Consider the following 15,749-nt stretch of genomic DNA (forward strand, 5'->3'; position numbering starts at 1 on the left):
AGTCCTTCGAGTGGTGTTGCTGGCGCGACGCCTGATTTTAATGTCGGTTTCACGAAACACACCCATGTGTTTCGCCCTGTGGGTGCTGCGCATGCAAATCGGCGCTCCTGCCGATTTGTCGGCCCGACAGCCGAGTGACTTTTCTTTGCTTGGCCAAAGAAAAGTCACCAAAAGAAAGGCCACCCCACCGGTGCTCGGCGCGGCAAAGGGGATGGTGCTGCCGGCAACTTGGAAACGAAATCATTTAGCGGCTTTGGCCTGAATTTGAAGAACTTGTAATAGAACCTATGAACACCGTAAGCAAACCCCTGGCCCTTGTTTTGACCGGCAGTCTGGCCGCCGGCACCGGTCTGGCGCAGGCCGCCACCCCAGCCCCGGCCGACGCCGTGATTCCGGTCAAGAAGTCCACTTTGGTCAACCTGGTCGATCTGCTGGTACAGCGCGGCGTGATCAATCAAGCCGAAGGCCAGGGCCTGGTGCAGGCGGCCGAACAGGAAGCCGCCGCGGCGCAGGCCGAAACCGGCCATGCCAAGCCAACTGCCGCGACGGGATCAAGCGACGCCCAGACCGCTGCCGACTGGTCCGGCGAGCCGGCCAATGTCCCGGGTAAGTCCGGCAAGACCAAGCACGTCGGCTACGTGCCGGAGTTCGTCAAAAAAGAAATCCGCGACCAGGTGCGTGCCGAGCTGAAGGCCGAGGTGTTGCAGGACGTGAAACGCGATGCCAAGGACGAAGGCTGGGGCATTCCCGGCGCGCTGCCGGAGTGGGTGGCGGCGATTCATCCCAGCTTCGATGTGCGCATCCGTTTCGCCGACGAGTTTTACGGCAAGGACAATGTAGGCGGGGTCGAGAACGTCGGCCTCGATCCCGTCGGTAACTTCGTCGGCCCGTACAACTGGCTGGCGATCAACCGCGCCGCCACCGGCAATCAGGCCGGCTTGACCACCCAGGTTTCGTTGAATCCGAACGAGGCCATTCTCAACAATCAAAAAGACCGGCTGCGGCTGCGGGAACGCTTTCGCCTCGGTTTCGAAGCCAATCTGGCCGACGGTCTGAAAGCCGGAGTGCGCTTCGCCACCAGCAACATCAACAACCCGGTCTCGAACGACCAGACCCTGGGCAACACCGGGCAGTCCTACCAGTTCGCGATCGACCGCGCCTTCCTGCAGTACGACTTTCTGGACGAACGTAAGACTAACTGGTTCAGCTTGTATGCCGGCCGTATCATTAATCCCTTCGTCTCCACCGACGTGGTGTTCGATCCCGACCTCAGTTTCGAAGGGCTGGCCGGCAGCTTCCGGCTGCCGTTCAACCGCGGCAGCAACAAACTGGCCGGCTACAAGGCGCCGAACCCCACCGCCCGCTTCGGCTTGAACCAGGGCCAGCAGACGCCGGACAGTCTGTTCGTCACGCTGGGCGTGTTCCCGTTGCAGGACATTGACGTCTCGGTCAACGACAAATGGCTCTATGCCGGCCAGGTCGGCGCCGACTGGCTGGTCTGGCATGACTCGCGGTTGAATCTGGCGGCGTCGTATTACGAGTTCCAGAATGTCCAGGCCCGGCGCAATCCGGTCGGCAGCCATGCCTACGACTGGACCGCGCCGCAGTTCGTGCAAAAGGGTAATTCGATGGTGGCGATCAGCGACGCCAACACCTTGTTGCCGAACTGCACCGACACCGTGGGCTGCTTGTTCGGCCTGGCATCCGAGTTCAAGGTGTTCAACGCCACGGCGATGTTCGACTATGCCGGCTTCGGCGATACCCATGTCCTGTTCACCGCCGATTATGCTCAGAACCTGGGCTTCAACCGGCAGAAAATCCTGAGCGAGTTCGGCACCGCCTTCGCCAGTACCGACCTGCAGCCGCGCACCAAGGCCTACCAGGTGCGGGTCGACGTCGGTGCGCCGGAATTGCGGCGCTGGGCGGACTGGAACGTCAATCTGGCCTACCGCTACGTGCAGCGCGATGCGGTATTGGATGCCTTCACCGACTCGATCTTCCACCAGGGCGGCACCGACGCCAAGGGTTGGGTGATGGGCGTGCAATACGGCCTGGCCAAGAGCACTTGGCTCAACCTGCGCTGGTTCAGCACCGACGCCATCGACGGTCCCCGCTACAGCATCGACACCGTCAACGTCGATCTCAACGCACACTTCTAGGAGGGCGGGCGATGGCTAAGCAACAACCCTGGCGCCGGATTTATTTACCGCCCTTATGCTTGCTACTGTTGTTGGCGGGCATTGAAACCAGTGACGCCGAACCCAAAGCCGCCGCGCCGGGAGGCGACGCGCTCAGAAAGGCTCAGGGCCTGATCCGCCAGCTCAGCCAGGAAAAGCAGGCGCTGGAGACCGAGAAAACGGCCTGGCTGGGCGAGAAGGCCGCGCTGGAAGGGCAGTTGCAGACCCTGCAGCAGCAGGTTCGGCTACTGCCGGCGCTGCAAGAGCAGGTTGAACGTTATAAAGCAGGTCTGGAAGCGGTGCGCGGCAATCTGGAAGGCCAATTGGCGCAGCAGCGCCAGCGCGAACAGGCCCTGGTGCAAAAACACAACGAGGTGGTGGCGAAAGCCCGCGACATTCGCGACGACAACCAGTTGCTGGTGCAGGCGGTGCAGGAACGGGAACAATGGATTGCACAATGCGCCGGCCTGAACCAGCAGTTGCGTGAGCTGAACCAGAAAGTGGTCGACGGTTACGAACAGAAAGGCCTGTGGCAGCAACTGGCCGAACTGGAACCGATCACCGGCATCGCCAAGGTTGATACGCAAAACCGGGCGGAAGAATACCGTTACCAACTGAAGCAGTTGAAAGTGACGCCGTTCGAGGCCACCGTTTCCCGCGGTGGCGACAGCCAGCCCGTGGTCGAGCCAAGCCCCGCCCACGAATTGCAGGGGGGCGCGGAGCAAGCCGTTCCTGCCGGCACGTCCGTGGCTACGCAGCAGGCCGCTGAGCCGGTGCCGTCTGCGGAGGTCGAGCGATGAGGCGTTCCGCAGCGTTAACGCCGGTCTGGCTGGCTGTTTTCGGCGTGTTCCATGCCGCTGCCAACGCAGCTAGCGGTTCGGCCGGCCCGGCCGCAGCCGATGCAGCCGACACCGCCGCGCAATGGGCCGGCGAAGCGCAACCGCGCTTCGACGTGCTGGACTTTCAGATCGACGGCAACAGCCTGCTCGACGACGAAACCCTGGAAAAGGCGGTATATCCCTATTTGGGGCCGGAGAAAACCGTGGCCGACGTCGAACAGGCTCGGGCCGCATTGGAAGAAGCCTACCGCACGGCCGGTTACCCGACCGTGGTGGTGTCGATCCCGGAGCAGGACGTCAACGAAGCCAGCGTACGGCTGATGGTGGTGGAGGGCAGTATCGAGACTTTGCATATCAGTGGCTCGCGCTATTTCGATCTAGGCAAGATCCGCGCCGGCGTGCCGGCCTTAGCGGAAGGCCGGGCGCCGCATATGCCGCAGGTGCAGGAGCAGATCAACGCGCTGGCCAAACAATCCGGCGACCGTTCGATCACGCCGGTATTCCGTGCCGGTTCGACCCCGGGCAAGATGGAGGTGGAACTGAAGGTCAAGGACGAACTGCCGCTGCACGGCAGCCTGGAGCTGAACAGCCGCAATTCGGAACAGACCAGCTATACTCGGCTGCAAGGGGCACTGCGCTACGACAATCTGTGGCAGAAGTTCCACAGCGCTTCGCTGCAATACCAGGTCTCGCCGCAGAACGCCGAGGAGGTCGAAGTATGGTCCGGCACTTACGTGCTGCCGACCGGCTGGGCCGACACCCGGCTGGCGTTGTACGGCATCGGCATCAGTTCCAGCACCCAGCTCGGTGTCAACGTCGGCGGCCTGTCGGTGGTCGGTGCCGGTTCGATCTACGGCGCCCGCCTGGTGAAGCCGCTGGACAGCACCAGCGACGGCGTGCTGCACAGCCTGAGTTTCGGTGTGGATTACAAGAACTTCGGCCAGCAGATCGCCCAGTTTGCCGACAGCGCCAGCCCGATCAGTTACGCCGCTTTCGTCGCCGGCTACGACGGCGTGCGCCGCGGCGACGGCCATGCCAGTAGTCTGAATTTGACCGCTCACTTCAGCTTTCGCGGCCTGGTTAACGACGCCGAACAATTCGAAAGTAAACGTGCCGGCGCCACGCCCAATTTTCTTTACCTGACTGCCGATCTGAAACACCAGCAGCAGCTTCCGGCGGATTTTCGCTTACTGGCCCGGGCCGGCGGCCAGGCCAGCGCGGCGCGACTAATCAGCAACGAACAATTCTCGGCCGGCGGCCCGCTCAGCGTCAGGGGCTACCACCAGACCCAGCTGCTGGGGGACCACGGCGTCAATCTGTCGCTGGAGCTATACAGCCCGCACCTGCTGCCGGGCGAGTTCGAAGCGGCGCAAAACCTGCGCCTGCTCGGCTTCATCGACTGGGCCCATTTGTGGACCGATGCGCCGATCGCACCGACTCCCGCCCAGGATACCTTGGCTGCAGCCGGCGTCGGCCTGCGTCTGCAATTGCTGAAACGCCTCAGCGGCGAACTGGACTGGGCCTACCCGTTCCACGCCCACGGCGCCGTCGACATCGGTCAACAACGGCTCGATTTTAGGATGGCTTATGAGTTTTAACCATCAGATTGGGCATGTGGCCGCACAAAAGCAACAGTCAAGCAACAGCGACTGTTGGTATTTCAACTTTTGGCGCTGGGTTTTTGCTCCGATTCGGTCAGTTTGCTGCTTAGTCCGAACCGATAGGCTGACTCGCGAGCAGCGGATAAGCAATAACGTGCGCCGAATTGGCCTGGCGAGTACGCGTTGGGCCGCTCGGCAAGCCTGCTAGCCAATCGAGATGCGCCGTTTCGGCATAAATCGATACGGATATCGATTTTTTGGAATGGAATCTGCTATCCAGATCACGGTATTGCCCGGGCTTGCCCTTTTTTGCCGAACCCGGCCGGCGAGCGGCATTTGGTAACAACTTAGACGTTTACATGAACAGTTATGGATACAGTGCTTAACCGCGATTTCGACAACCCGGCGGCGGATACCGCCGCGCCGTTACTGGCATTCGACGAATCGCAATCCAGAAAGCTGGCGTTATCTACCCGCGCCACGGCAATGGTGTTCGAAGATCCGGTGTCCAGGCGTTTGTTGGAACAAATCGAAAGGATTGCGCCAAGCGATGCTACGGTACTGGTGATCGGCGAGACCGGTACCGGCAAGGAATTGGTGGCCCGCCATATTCATGCGTTGAGCAAACGCAGCAAATATATGTTCGGGGCTTTGAATTGCGCGGCGCTGAGCGAGAATTTGATCGAAAGCGAACTGTTCGGTCACGAGAAAGGTGCGTTTACCGGGGCATTGACATCGAAAGAAGGCTGGTTCGAAACCGCCGACAAAGGCAGCTTGTTTCTGGACGAAATCGGCGATTTGCCGCTGGGTCTGCAAGCCAAGTTGCTCCGGGTGTTGCAGGAACGCGAGGTGGTCAAAGTCGGTTCGCGCCAACCGAAACCGGTCGACGTGCGCATCATCGCCGCGACCAATATCAACCTGGAAGAGGCGGTGGCGGCCCAGCATTTTCGCGCCGATTTGTATTATCGCTTCAATGTCGCGACGATTCATTTGATGCCGCTGCGCGAACGCCCCGGCGATATTCTGCCTTTGGCGCGGCACTTTCTGAAAATCTACGGCGAACGCCTCGGCCACGACGACGTGAAATTGTCGCCCGGCGCGGAATTGGCGTTGCTGAATTACGATTGGCCCGGCAATATCCGCGAGCTGGAAAACGCAATCCACCGCACCTTGCTGGTTTGTCCCGGCAACCGGCTTGGACCGGAAGACTTCAAACTGTCCGGCGTGCGCACTCCCGAGCATGTGCCGTCGGTATCGGTCGATTCGCTGGAAACCGCGCTGGAACGGCTGTGCGAGCAAGCGCCGCCGAAATTGTTCGAAATTATCGAAGAAACCGTGATTCGCACCGCGTTCGGCTATTGCGAAAAGAACCAAGTGCAGACTGCGAAATTGTTGGATATCAGCCGCAACGTGCTGCGCCATAAGCTCGAGCTTTACGGCATGTTGCAGCAGGTCGGCAAGCGCGGGTCGCTGCTGCATCTGGAGCGGTAAACCGGTCCTGCGCGCGATCGGCGGGTAGGCTGCCGCCGGTCTTCGATCGATCCCTTCTTTATCTCGGCACGCACTGCGCCGTTGAAGGCATATCGTCATGCCAAGGCCGAATCATTCCCATCCTTCGCTGGTGCTTCAGCATCTTTTTCCGAATAGCCGATGCTTGTTTATCTGTTTTTTAGATGAATAAATCGATATTTACCGTTTCAAATGACCATTTGTTTTCCGTACCATGCTCCGCAACGGGACTTAACACAAGCATTTGAAACCTTCGGAGGCCAAATGGATATCCAGTTCGAAACCGAACACGCCAAGTCGGCGCAGCAGCAGGAATTGGTGCAGCAGATCGTATCGATTTTGCAAGGGCTGCGCTTCGGTTCAGTGGAAATCGTGGTTCACGACGGCCGGGTTGTGCAAATCGAAAAGCACGAAAAATTCAGAGTCAAAACTGGGGCAAGCGCTCACTAAATATCTACCGCACCGGCGGCGATTAAAATAAACGATTAACCGATAACCGACCGGATCGCCGGAAGTTACCGGGTCAGGAACCCTGTTTCCTTAACCGATACCACAACAACGGGTTAAACATGAAACGTAAACAAATCAGCGCGCTATCGGCGACCGGCGCGATCGGCTTACTGCTCAGCTTAACTGGGAGCGCCGGCGCAGAGGATTACTACCGGCCGACCAAAGGCTACCGCGTGGAGCCGGCACCCGATACGCCGGCTTATGTCAGAAACTTGAGCAAGACCCAATTCGAACAATTCCGCAATGTAGAGTGGCTCGACGTCGGTCTGGATTTTCGCAGCCGTTACGAATACCGGGAAAACGATTACCGGCCGGTGGGGGCAACCAACAGCGGAGTTTACCGGCCCGATCCCGACAATATCTGGTTATTGAGAACACGGGCTTTCCTAGGGGTAAAGGATATTCTCGATCCGCTGCGCTTTGTCCTGGAATTGGAGGACGCCCGCAGTTATAACGGCCTCTACAGCCGGACCGACGCCGACGTCAACGAATTCGAAATGATCCAGGGCTACGCCGAGTTGTATTTTGCCAATGCCTTGGGCCATAACCGGCCGATCAGCATTCGCGCCGGCCGCCAGCATCTGGAGCTACTGGACCGGCGCTTGGTCGGTAACAACGAATTCCGCAATACCACCAACAATTTCGAAGGTTACCGGGTACGCTTCGGCAAGCGCCAAAACAATTGGGACCTGGATACCTTCGTATTTCAACCGGTCGACCGCTTGAAATACGAATTCGACCAGCCCGACGAAGACACTTGGTTCTACGGCGCGGTATTCAGTTGGAAGCAATGGTCGGACTATGTGACGATCCAGCCGTATTTTCTGGGTAAGCACGTCGATGGCGATCCGCGCAATCCGATCAACGCCAACCGCAAGGCCGATGCCGATATTTATTCGCCGGGTTTACGGGTCTACGGTTTGTTTTGGGACAGCGGCTTCGATTTCGATGCCGATATCACCAAACAGTTCGGCCATCAGGGGCGCTTGACCGGAACCAACCGCAACAACTATTCGCAGATCGTCGAGCAGCACGACGCTTTGGCTTATTCGTTAGAGCTGGGTTACACCTTCGACCACGACTGGAAACCGCGCGCCAGCGTGTATTACGGTTACGGTACCGGCGATAAAACCGGCGGCGACCGCACCAATCAACGCTTCGACGCTTTTTACGGCTTTAACCAGCCTTGGTCGCGTAACGACTATTACTCGTGGGACAACATTCATGCCCCCAAGGCGCGGCTGGAATTTACGCCTTATACCGATGTGCGGATCGATACCGGTTACAACGCCTATTGGCTGGAGAGCGATGCCGGCGGTTGGCGGCGGGCCGGTTTGGGTAACGGCAACGGCAAGACCTTCATGGGCCACGAGTTCGACATCCGCTTGCGCCACAAGTTGAACGCTTTTGTGGATTGGAGCGTGAGTTACGCCCATTACACGCCCGGAGAGTATACGACTTCGTTGGCCAGAGCCAATGGGCCTTATACCAACGAGCCGAGCAACTTCTTTTATTTCGAAGTTTCGCTGAACGCATTCGGCGACGGCAAGCCCAAATATAAATAAGCGTTAAGTACCCGGCTGGGACGCTTGGCCGGCCAGTCGGCCAAACGGGGCGGAGCCATGGGTTTTTATATCCATAAATAAGATATGTATCTCTAAAACTATCATTTTAAATCAGATAAAAGGCCGCGTAACATATCGCCAAAGGTGTTAAAGCCGGGCGTTTCGGCGGCCGAGTACCGAATAAATCTCTTAGAGGAGTCATTATGAAGCTGAGTTATACCGTTAAATCTCTGCTGATCGCATTAGGCCTGCTGACTAGCGCTACTGCGGCGGCGGACCGAACCATCCTGAACGTGTCGTACGACCCGACCCGCGAGTTCTATCAGGATTTCAACAAGGAATTCATCAAGTATTGGAAAGAAAAAACCGGCGAGGACGTCAACGTCCAGCAATCGCACGGCGGCGGCGGCAAACAGACCAGGGCGGTGATCGACGGCCTGGAAGCGGACGTGGTGACCTTGGCGTTGTCCTACGACATCGACCAGATCGCCGAAAAAGCCAATTTGCTGCCGAAAGACTGGCAAAAACGCCTGCCGGAAAACAGCTTGCCTTACACCTCCACCATCGTGTTCCTGGTGCGTAAAGGCAACCCGAAAGGTATCAAGGACTGGGGCGATCTGACCAAGGAAGGTTTGCAAGTGATCACCCCCAACCCGAAAACCTCAGGCGGCGCCCGCTACAACTATCTGGCGGCCTGGGCTTACGGCGAGAAAAAATTCGGCAGCAAGGACGCCGCCAAGGATTTCGTCAAAAAACTGTTTAAAAACGTACCGGTGCTGGATTCCGGCGCGCGCGGTTCGACCACGACCTTTATTCAACGCGGCATCGGCGACGTGCTGATTACCTGGGAAAACGAAGCCTTCCTGGCCTTGAAGGAATTCGGCGCCAGCGAATATGAAATCGTCGTGCCGCCGACCAGCATCAAAGCCGAAACCCCGGTGACCGTGGTCGACAAAGTGGTCAAGAAAAACGGCACCCAGGACTTGGCCGAAGCGTACTTGAATTATCTGTACACTCCCATCGGCCAAAAATTGGTGGCCAAGCATTTCTATAGGCCGTCGCATCCCGAGCACGCCGACGCTGAAGATCTGAAACGCTTCCCGAAACTGGAATTGTTCACAGTCAGTGAGCGCTTCGGCAGCTGGGCGCAGGTGCAGAAAGAACACTTCGACGACGGCGCCAATTTCGACCAGATCTATACGCCTTGATACTACACGGCGGGGCATCGGAATGGCGGATGCCCCGCCGCGTTACCGGCTTAGCGCCGGCTCGCGAAAAACGGATGAGAGATATCACACCGCTGTTTTTTCCAACTAAAGCCTGATACCGAACTTATGCCACAAAGCCACATCATGCCCGGATTTCGTCCCGCGCTGGGATTCACCTTGCTCTACCTGACGCTGATCGTCTTGATTCCGCTCAGCGCGTTGCTGCTGAAATCGTTGAATCTGAGTCCGGAGCAGTATTGGGGGATTTTGACCAATAAACGGGTCATCGCCTCGTTTCAAGTCAGCTTCGGCGCGGCCTTAATCGCGGCCGCCGTGGCCGCCGCGTTGGGCTTTGTCATCGCCTGGACCCTGGTGCGTTATCCGTTTCCCGGCAAAAAACTGTTCGACGCGCTGATCGACTTGCCGTTTGCCTTGCCGACCGCCGTGGCCGGCATCGTGTTGGCGACGATTTACGAACCCAAAGGTTGGATCGGCAAATGGGTGATCGAAGCTACCGGTGTGCAGATTGCGTTCAAGCCGTTGGGCATTGTGTTCGCGTTGATTTTCATCGGCTTGCCGTTCGTGGTGCGTACCGTCGAGCCTGTATTGCAGGAATTCGATCTGGCCATGGAAGAGGCCGCCGCCAGCCTGGGCGCCAGCCGCTGGCAGGCTTTCATCAAAGTGATTTTTCCGAACATTCTACCGGCGACCATTACCGGTTTTGCCTTGGCTTTTGCCCGCGGCGTCGGCGAGTACGGCTCGGTGATTTTTATCGCCGGCAACATGCCCTACATCTCGGAAGTGGTGCCGCTGTTAATCATCACCAAGCTCGAACAATACGACTATGCCGGTGCCACGGCAATAGGCCTGACCATGCTGGTGATTTCGTTCCTGTTGTTGTTATTAATCAATAGCCTGCAATGGTGGGTGCGCCGCCGTAGCGGCCAACTTTAAGGAGACGGGGATGAGTGCGATTTCCTCAGCAGTAGGCCAACCCGCCAGGGCTTTAGCTTTGAAAGATGCCGACTGGGTGCGGTTGGCCTTGATCGGCATCAGTCTGGCGACTATCGGCCTGTTTTTGGTATTGCCGCTGGCGACGGTATTGATCAATGCCTTCAGCAAAGGCTGGACGGCATACAGCACCAGCTTGCATCATCCGGACGCCTTGGCGGCGATGCGTTTGACGTTACTGACCGCGGCCATCACGGTGCCGTTGACCACTGTGTTCGGGGTGTCGGCGGCCTGGGCCATCGCCCGTTTCGAGTTTCGCGGCAAAAGCCTGCTGATTACCTTGATCGATCTGCCGTTTTCGGTGTCGCCGGTGATCGCCGGGTTGATTTATGTACTGATCTTCGGCTCGCAAGGCTGGTTGGGGCCGCTTTTGGCGGAACATAACATCAAGATTATCTTCGCCGTGCCCGGCATCGTCCTGGCGACCTTGTTCGTGACTTTTCCATTCGTCGCCCGCGAATTGATCCCGCTGATGCAGGAAATCGGCCACGAAGAGGAAGAGGCGGCGTTGTCGCTGGGCGCCAGCGGCTGGCAGACCTTTTTCAAGATTACCTTGCCCAACATCAAATGGGGCTTGCTGTACGGCGTGCTGCTCTGTAATGCCAGAGCGATGGGCGAGTTCGGCGCAGTGTCGGTCGTATCCGGCCATATTCGCGGCCTGACCAATACGCTGCCGCTGCACGTCGAGGTTAGTTACAACGAATACGACTTCGTCGGCGCCTTTGCCAGCGCGTCGATCCTGGCCGGTTTGGCGATCGTGACCTTGATCTTCAAGACCCTGCTGGAATGGAAACAAAACGAAGAACGGAAGAAGGCGAAGGAATAAAAATCGAAACAACGTAGGTCGGGTTACGACTGCATGGATGCAGGAGGTAGGGCAACGCAGGAGCGGTTACCGAGCCGCTAGGCGCTTGTGCCCTATGGGTATAACCCGACCTTCGGCCTGCAAGTCTATGGCTAAGTTAGATTCACAGAGGCACAAAATGAGCATCACCCTACAAAACATCAGCAAACAGTTCGGCGATTTCAAAGCGCTGGACAACATCAACCTGGATATTCCGGAAGGCGAACTGGTGGCGCTGTTGGGGCCGTCCGGCTGCGGCAAAACCACCTTGCTGCGCATCATCGCCGGCCTGGAGCAGGCCGACCAGGGCGAGGTTTATTTAAAAGGCGACAACGTCACCCAGCAACCGGTCAAAAACCGGCAGATCGGTTTCGTGTTTCAACATTACGCTTTGTTCCGGCACATGACGGTGTTCGACAACATCGCCTTCGGCTTGCGCGTCAAATCGCACCGGGATAGGCCCAGCGAAGCGATCATCCGCAAGAAGGTTCACGATTTGCTGAATCTGGTGCAACTGGATTGGCTGCACGACCGCTTTCCGGACCAATTGTCCGGCGGCCAGCGCCAGCGCATCGCCTTGGCGCGAGCGTTGGCGGTCGAGCCGTCGGTCTTGTTGCTGGACGAGCCGTTCGGCGCGCTGGACGCCAGCGTGCGCAAGGATTTAAGGCTGTGGTTGCGGCATTTGCACCACGAATTGAACGTAACCAGCATCTTCGTCACCCACGACCAGGAAGAGGCGATGGAAGTCTCGAGCCAGATCGTGGTGTTGAACCATGGCAAGATCGAGCAGAAGGGCACGCCGAGCGAAATCTACGACCATCCGGCCAGCGATTTCGTTTCCCGTTTCATCGGCCAGACCAATGTGTTCAAACTCGACGAGGAAGAACATTTCTGGCTCAAGCAAAGCGGCGTGATCGTCGACGAGTCGCAAGGCATCGTCGCCCATGTCCGGCCGCACAATATCGGTATCGAGAAACCGGTCGACCAGGCCAAGGCCCCGGTTTATCTGAAAGATTGGCAGCATCTGGGCGGCACGATCCGGCTGGAATTGAACCGCGACGGCGCCAACGGTTCCGGTGCGACCATTTACGCCGAAATGCCGAACGAACAGTTCCGCGAGCTGGCGTTACAAAAGGGCGATCGGGTCGCGCTACGGATCAAACATGCGCATTGGTTCAACTGATGACTAGCCGGCTTCCGCAAAGGAGTGTGAATCGATGAATTTCAGCCAATTGGAATTGCTGCGGTTGTTGCCGGAAACCCAGTTCAACCTGTCCAAAGCCGCGGACAAGGTCAATATCGTCCAATCCGCCGCCAGTCGCCATATCCAGTTGTTGGAGGAGGAATTGGGCTCGCCGCTGCTGGAGCGCCACGGCAAGAAAATCCTGGGCTTTACGCCGCTGGGCGAACGGGTGATGAAGGAAATCGAAGGCATCGATCTGGCCAAACGCAACATCCAGACCATCGCCGACGACTACCAGGCCAACCGCAACGGTGCGTTGCACATCGCGACCACCCATACTCAGGCCAAGTACTTGTTGCCGGAGCCGATCCGCAAGTTTCGGGCGCAATTTCCCGGCGTGACGATTTACATGGTGCAGTCGTCGCCGGGCGAAATCATCGATTTGTTGTATCGGCACGAAGCCGATATCGCGATTTGTACCGAAAAAATGGAGGACAGCGAGAAGCTGGTGATCAAGCCGTGCTACGAATGGAACCACGTCGCGATCGTGCCGCAGGGACATGCGCTGGCTGCGGCCAAGGTGACGCTGGAGAAGCTGGCCTCGTATCCGTTATTGACCTATTCGCCCGGTTATACCGGCCGCTCCAACATCGAAAAAGCCTTTGCCAAGCACGGTTTGGAATTGGATATCACCTTGTCCGCGGCCGACTCGGATGTGATCAAAACCTACGTCAGGCTTGGTCTGGGGGTGGGCATCATTTCCGGTGCTTCGTACGAGCCGGGCAACGATAGCGATCTGGTCTGTATCGACTTGGCGCATTTGATTCCACGCTCGATGACCAAATTGGCGTATCTTAAGCAACTGTATCTGCCCACTTATTTACGTTGCTTTATCGATGAATTGCTAAATGCCGGCATCGGCCGGCCTGCTGCTTGAGAAAGCGCTGCGGACAATGAGAGGGGATTTTTTCAACGCGTTACAGGCATTCGCGCCGCTCCGGCGCAAGGACATCAACATGGCATATTGGTACCCCGACAATTCGCAATCGATCGGCAACACGCCGCTGGTCAGACTCAGCCGCATCACCGAAGGCGCGCCGGTGACCTTGCTGGCCAAAATCGAAGGTCGCAATCCCGGCTACTCGGTGAAATGCCGGATCGGCGCGGCGATGATCAACGACGCCCAACAGCGCGGTTTGCTGGGCCCGGGCAAGGAAATCATCGAACCGACCAGCGGCAACACCGGCATCGCCTTGGCTTTTGTCGCGGCCGCGCGCGGCATTCCGCTGACGTTGACGATGCCGGACACGATGAGCATCGAACGCCGCAAGTTGCTGGTGGCCTACGGCGCCAAACTGGTGTTGACCGAAGGTGCGAAAGGTATGAAAGGCGCGATCGCCAAAGCCGAGGAAATCGTCGCCTCCGATCCGGAACGCTATGTTTTGTTGCAACAATTCAAGAATCCGGCCAATCCGGCGATTCACGAACAAACCACCGGTCCGGAAATCTGGCGCGACTGCGACGGCGCGATCGACATCTTCGTCTCCGGCGTCGGCACCGGCGGCACGATTACCGGCGTATCGCGTTACATCAAATTGACTCAGGGTAAGCCTATCGTATCGATTGCGGTCGAGCCGGAAGCCAGTCCGATCCTGACCCAGTTCCGTAGCGGCCAGGAACTGCAACCGGCGCCGCATAAAATTCAAGGCATCGGTGCCGGCTTCGTGCCGGACATTCTGGATTTGTCGCTGGTGGACGAGATCGAGCGGGTCAGCAACGACGAAGCGATTGATTATGCCCGGCGCTTGGCACGGGAAGAGGGGATCCTGGCCGGGATATCCTGCGGTGCCGCGGTCGCCGCCGCGGTGCGGGTGGCGAAACGCGAAGAGAATGTCGGCAAGACCATCGTCGTGATTCTGCCGGACTCGGGCGAACGCTATTTGAGTTCGGCCTTGTTTGAAGGCTTGTTCGATGCCCAGGGAGTGGCGGTATGAATCTGAGCGATACCGCTTGCGGCTGGGGTATCGACGCGCTGGTCGCCGAGTTGCGCGATCTGCGCGTGAAATCGCTGGAACACCGCCAGCGCCGCGAGCATCCGCCGAAGTTGCCGTCGCGGCGCATCCTCGGGCCTATCGTCGACAATCTGGGCGCGGTGCTGTTTCCCAACCGTCTTGGCCAGGAGGATTTGAACGACGAAGGCATCGATTACTTCGTCGGCCATACCCTGGACAGCCTGTTGCGGCAATTGCACCGGCAAGTGGCGTTGGAGTTGCGTTTCGTCGCCGAACAAAATGGCAGCTCTACCGAAGTCAAACAGCAGGCCGCCGAAATTACCCGCGAGTTTGCCAAACAATTGCCGAAAATCCGGTTGTTGATCGATAGCGATATTCAGGCTGCGTACGAAGGCGATCCGGCCGCGCGGAGCTCGGACGAGGTGTTGGTGTGTTATCCGGGCATTACCGCGGCTATCCACCACCGGGTCGCGCACGAGTTATACCGCTTGGGCGCGCCGCTGGTGGCGCGGGTGATTGCCGAGCTGGCGCACTCGGCGACCGGTATCGACATCCATCCCGGCGCCCAGATCGCCGACAGTTTTTTTATCGACCACGGCACCGGCGTCGTGATCGGCGAGACCGCCGTGATCGGCAGCCGGGTGCGGGTCTACCAGGCCGTGACGCTGGGCGCGAAACGCTTCGAGAAAGACGACAACGGCATGCTGGTCAAGGGCAATGCCCGCCATCCTATCGTCGAGGATGATGTGGTGATTTATGCCGGCGCGACGATATTGGGCCGGATTACGATAGGCAAGGGCTCGATCATCGGCGGCAACGTCTGGTTGACCCACAGCGTGCCGCCGGGTAGCCATGTCAGCCAAGGCCAAACCCGCACCGAAATTTTCGCCGCCGGCGGCGGAATTTGAAGTTTTTTATAAAAAAATCGGTTTAACCGAAAACTTTTTTACCGAACGCATTTTCAATGCGCTGCCAACAAAATTTTACGAAAAAACAACGAGATAAAATGAATTGGCTGCGCGTAACGCGTTTTCTTAATTTCGCTAAACGTTATTTTTAGATAAGCATATTCAGTAACTCGATAACGGCCGCTGGTTCAGAGTCGGCGCGGCTTGACAGCCTTTCGAACCAGCCAGTATCTTGATATTAATCATCCGCTGACCGGACCACCGGAAGCCAATGAATCTTGACCGTTTTAATGACGGCCGAGGCTCATTGGCTTTTTTTTGGCCTGAAGAAAAGTAATGTTCCGGGCCGGTTTCCGCTGCGGCGGATGCAAAAAAGAATCGC

General features: G+C 57.9%; 14 protein-coding genes. All 14 read left to right on the forward strand.

Translation table 11 applies throughout. The features are described from left to right. The first annotated feature begins 64 nt into the window (after positions 1-64). The 14 genes from NP603_RS02305 to epsC all read left to right on the forward strand — a co-directional run bounded on the left by NP603_RS02305 (position 65) and on the right by epsC (position 15,367). Positions 65-262 carry a hypothetical protein gene (locus NP603_RS02305; protein WP_256609310.1) on the forward strand — a complete coding sequence of 66 codons (198 nt, stop codon included), beginning with the start codon at positions 65-67 and terminating at the stop codon, positions 260-262. Between the two features lie 25 nt (positions 263-287). Continuing rightward, positions 288-2,159, forward strand: coding sequence for a putative porin (locus NP603_RS02310; RefSeq protein WP_256609312.1), 1,872 nt, complete (start codon positions 288-290; stop codon positions 2,157-2,159). An 11-nt stretch (positions 2,160-2,170) separates the two neighbouring features. Continuing rightward, positions 2,171-2,977: a hypothetical protein gene (locus tag NP603_RS02315; RefSeq protein ID WP_256609313.1), complete on the forward strand. Its 807-nt coding sequence runs from the start codon at positions 2,171-2,173 to the stop codon at positions 2,975-2,977. Continuing rightward, entirely contained in the window at positions 2,974-4,614 is a 1,641-nt protein-coding gene (locus NP603_RS02320; RefSeq protein ID WP_256609314.1) for a ShlB/FhaC/HecB family hemolysin secretion/activation protein, read from the forward strand. The genes NP603_RS02315 and NP603_RS02320 overlap by 4 nt, the downstream gene beginning before the upstream one ends. 372 nt (positions 4,615-4,986) lie before the next feature. Continuing rightward, the gene (locus NP603_RS02325) at positions 4,987-6,108 is read left to right on the forward strand and encodes a sigma-54 interaction domain-containing protein (RefSeq protein WP_256609315.1); all 1,122 of its coding nucleotides are present in this window, start codon (positions 4,987-4,989) and stop codon (positions 6,106-6,108) included. Between the two features lie 282 nt (positions 6,109-6,390). Then, a complete protein-coding gene (locus tag NP603_RS02330) occupies positions 6,391-6,576 on the forward strand; it encodes a YezD family protein (protein ID WP_256609316.1) in 186 nt (61 codons plus the stop codon). 119 nt (positions 6,577-6,695) lie between these two features. Continuing rightward, positions 6,696-8,201 (forward strand): alginate export family protein, encoded by a 1,506-nt coding sequence (locus NP603_RS02335; RefSeq protein ID WP_256609317.1) that lies wholly within the window; start codon positions 6,696-6,698, stop codon positions 8,199-8,201. A 203-nt stretch (positions 8,202-8,404) separates the two neighbouring features. Next, the gene (locus NP603_RS02340) at positions 8,405-9,409 is read left to right on the forward strand and encodes a sulfate ABC transporter substrate-binding protein (RefSeq protein WP_256609318.1); all 1,005 of its coding nucleotides are present in this window, start codon (positions 8,405-8,407) and stop codon (positions 9,407-9,409) included. A 126-nt stretch (positions 9,410-9,535) separates the two neighbouring features. Then, positions 9,536-10,363 (forward strand): sulfate ABC transporter permease subunit CysT, encoded by an 828-nt coding sequence (gene cysT, locus NP603_RS02345; protein WP_256609319.1) that lies wholly within the window; start codon positions 9,536-9,538, stop codon positions 10,361-10,363. A gap of 10 nt (positions 10,364-10,373) precedes the next feature. Beyond that, positions 10,374-11,246, forward strand: a complete 873-nt coding sequence (cysW, locus tag NP603_RS02350; protein ID WP_256609320.1) for a sulfate ABC transporter permease subunit CysW — start codon at positions 10,374-10,376, stop codon at positions 11,244-11,246. Between the two features lie 157 nt (positions 11,247-11,403). After that, entirely contained in the window at positions 11,404-12,447 is a 1,044-nt protein-coding gene (locus NP603_RS02355) for a sulfate/molybdate ABC transporter ATP-binding protein (RefSeq protein WP_256609321.1), read from the forward strand. 34 nt (positions 12,448-12,481) lie between these two features. Further along, a complete protein-coding gene (locus NP603_RS02360; RefSeq protein WP_256609322.1) occupies positions 12,482-13,384 on the forward strand; it encodes a LysR substrate-binding domain-containing protein in 903 nt (300 codons plus the stop codon). A gap of 79 nt (positions 13,385-13,463) precedes the next feature. Further along, a complete protein-coding gene (cysK, locus tag NP603_RS02365) occupies positions 13,464-14,441 on the forward strand; it encodes a cysteine synthase A (protein WP_256609323.1) in 978 nt (325 codons plus the stop codon). Further along, on the forward strand, positions 14,438-15,367 hold the full coding sequence (gene epsC / locus NP603_RS02370) for a serine O-acetyltransferase EpsC (RefSeq protein WP_256609324.1): 930 nt from the start codon (positions 14,438-14,440) through the stop codon (positions 15,365-15,367). Before cysK ends, epsC begins: the two co-directional genes overlap by 4 nt. Positions 15,368-15,749: the final 382 nt, after the last annotated feature.

It is taken from the genome of Methylomonas aurea (genome assembly GCF_024505045.1).
Lineage (GTDB): Bacteria > Pseudomonadota > Gammaproteobacteria > Methylococcales > Methylomonadaceae > Methylomonas > Methylomonas aurea.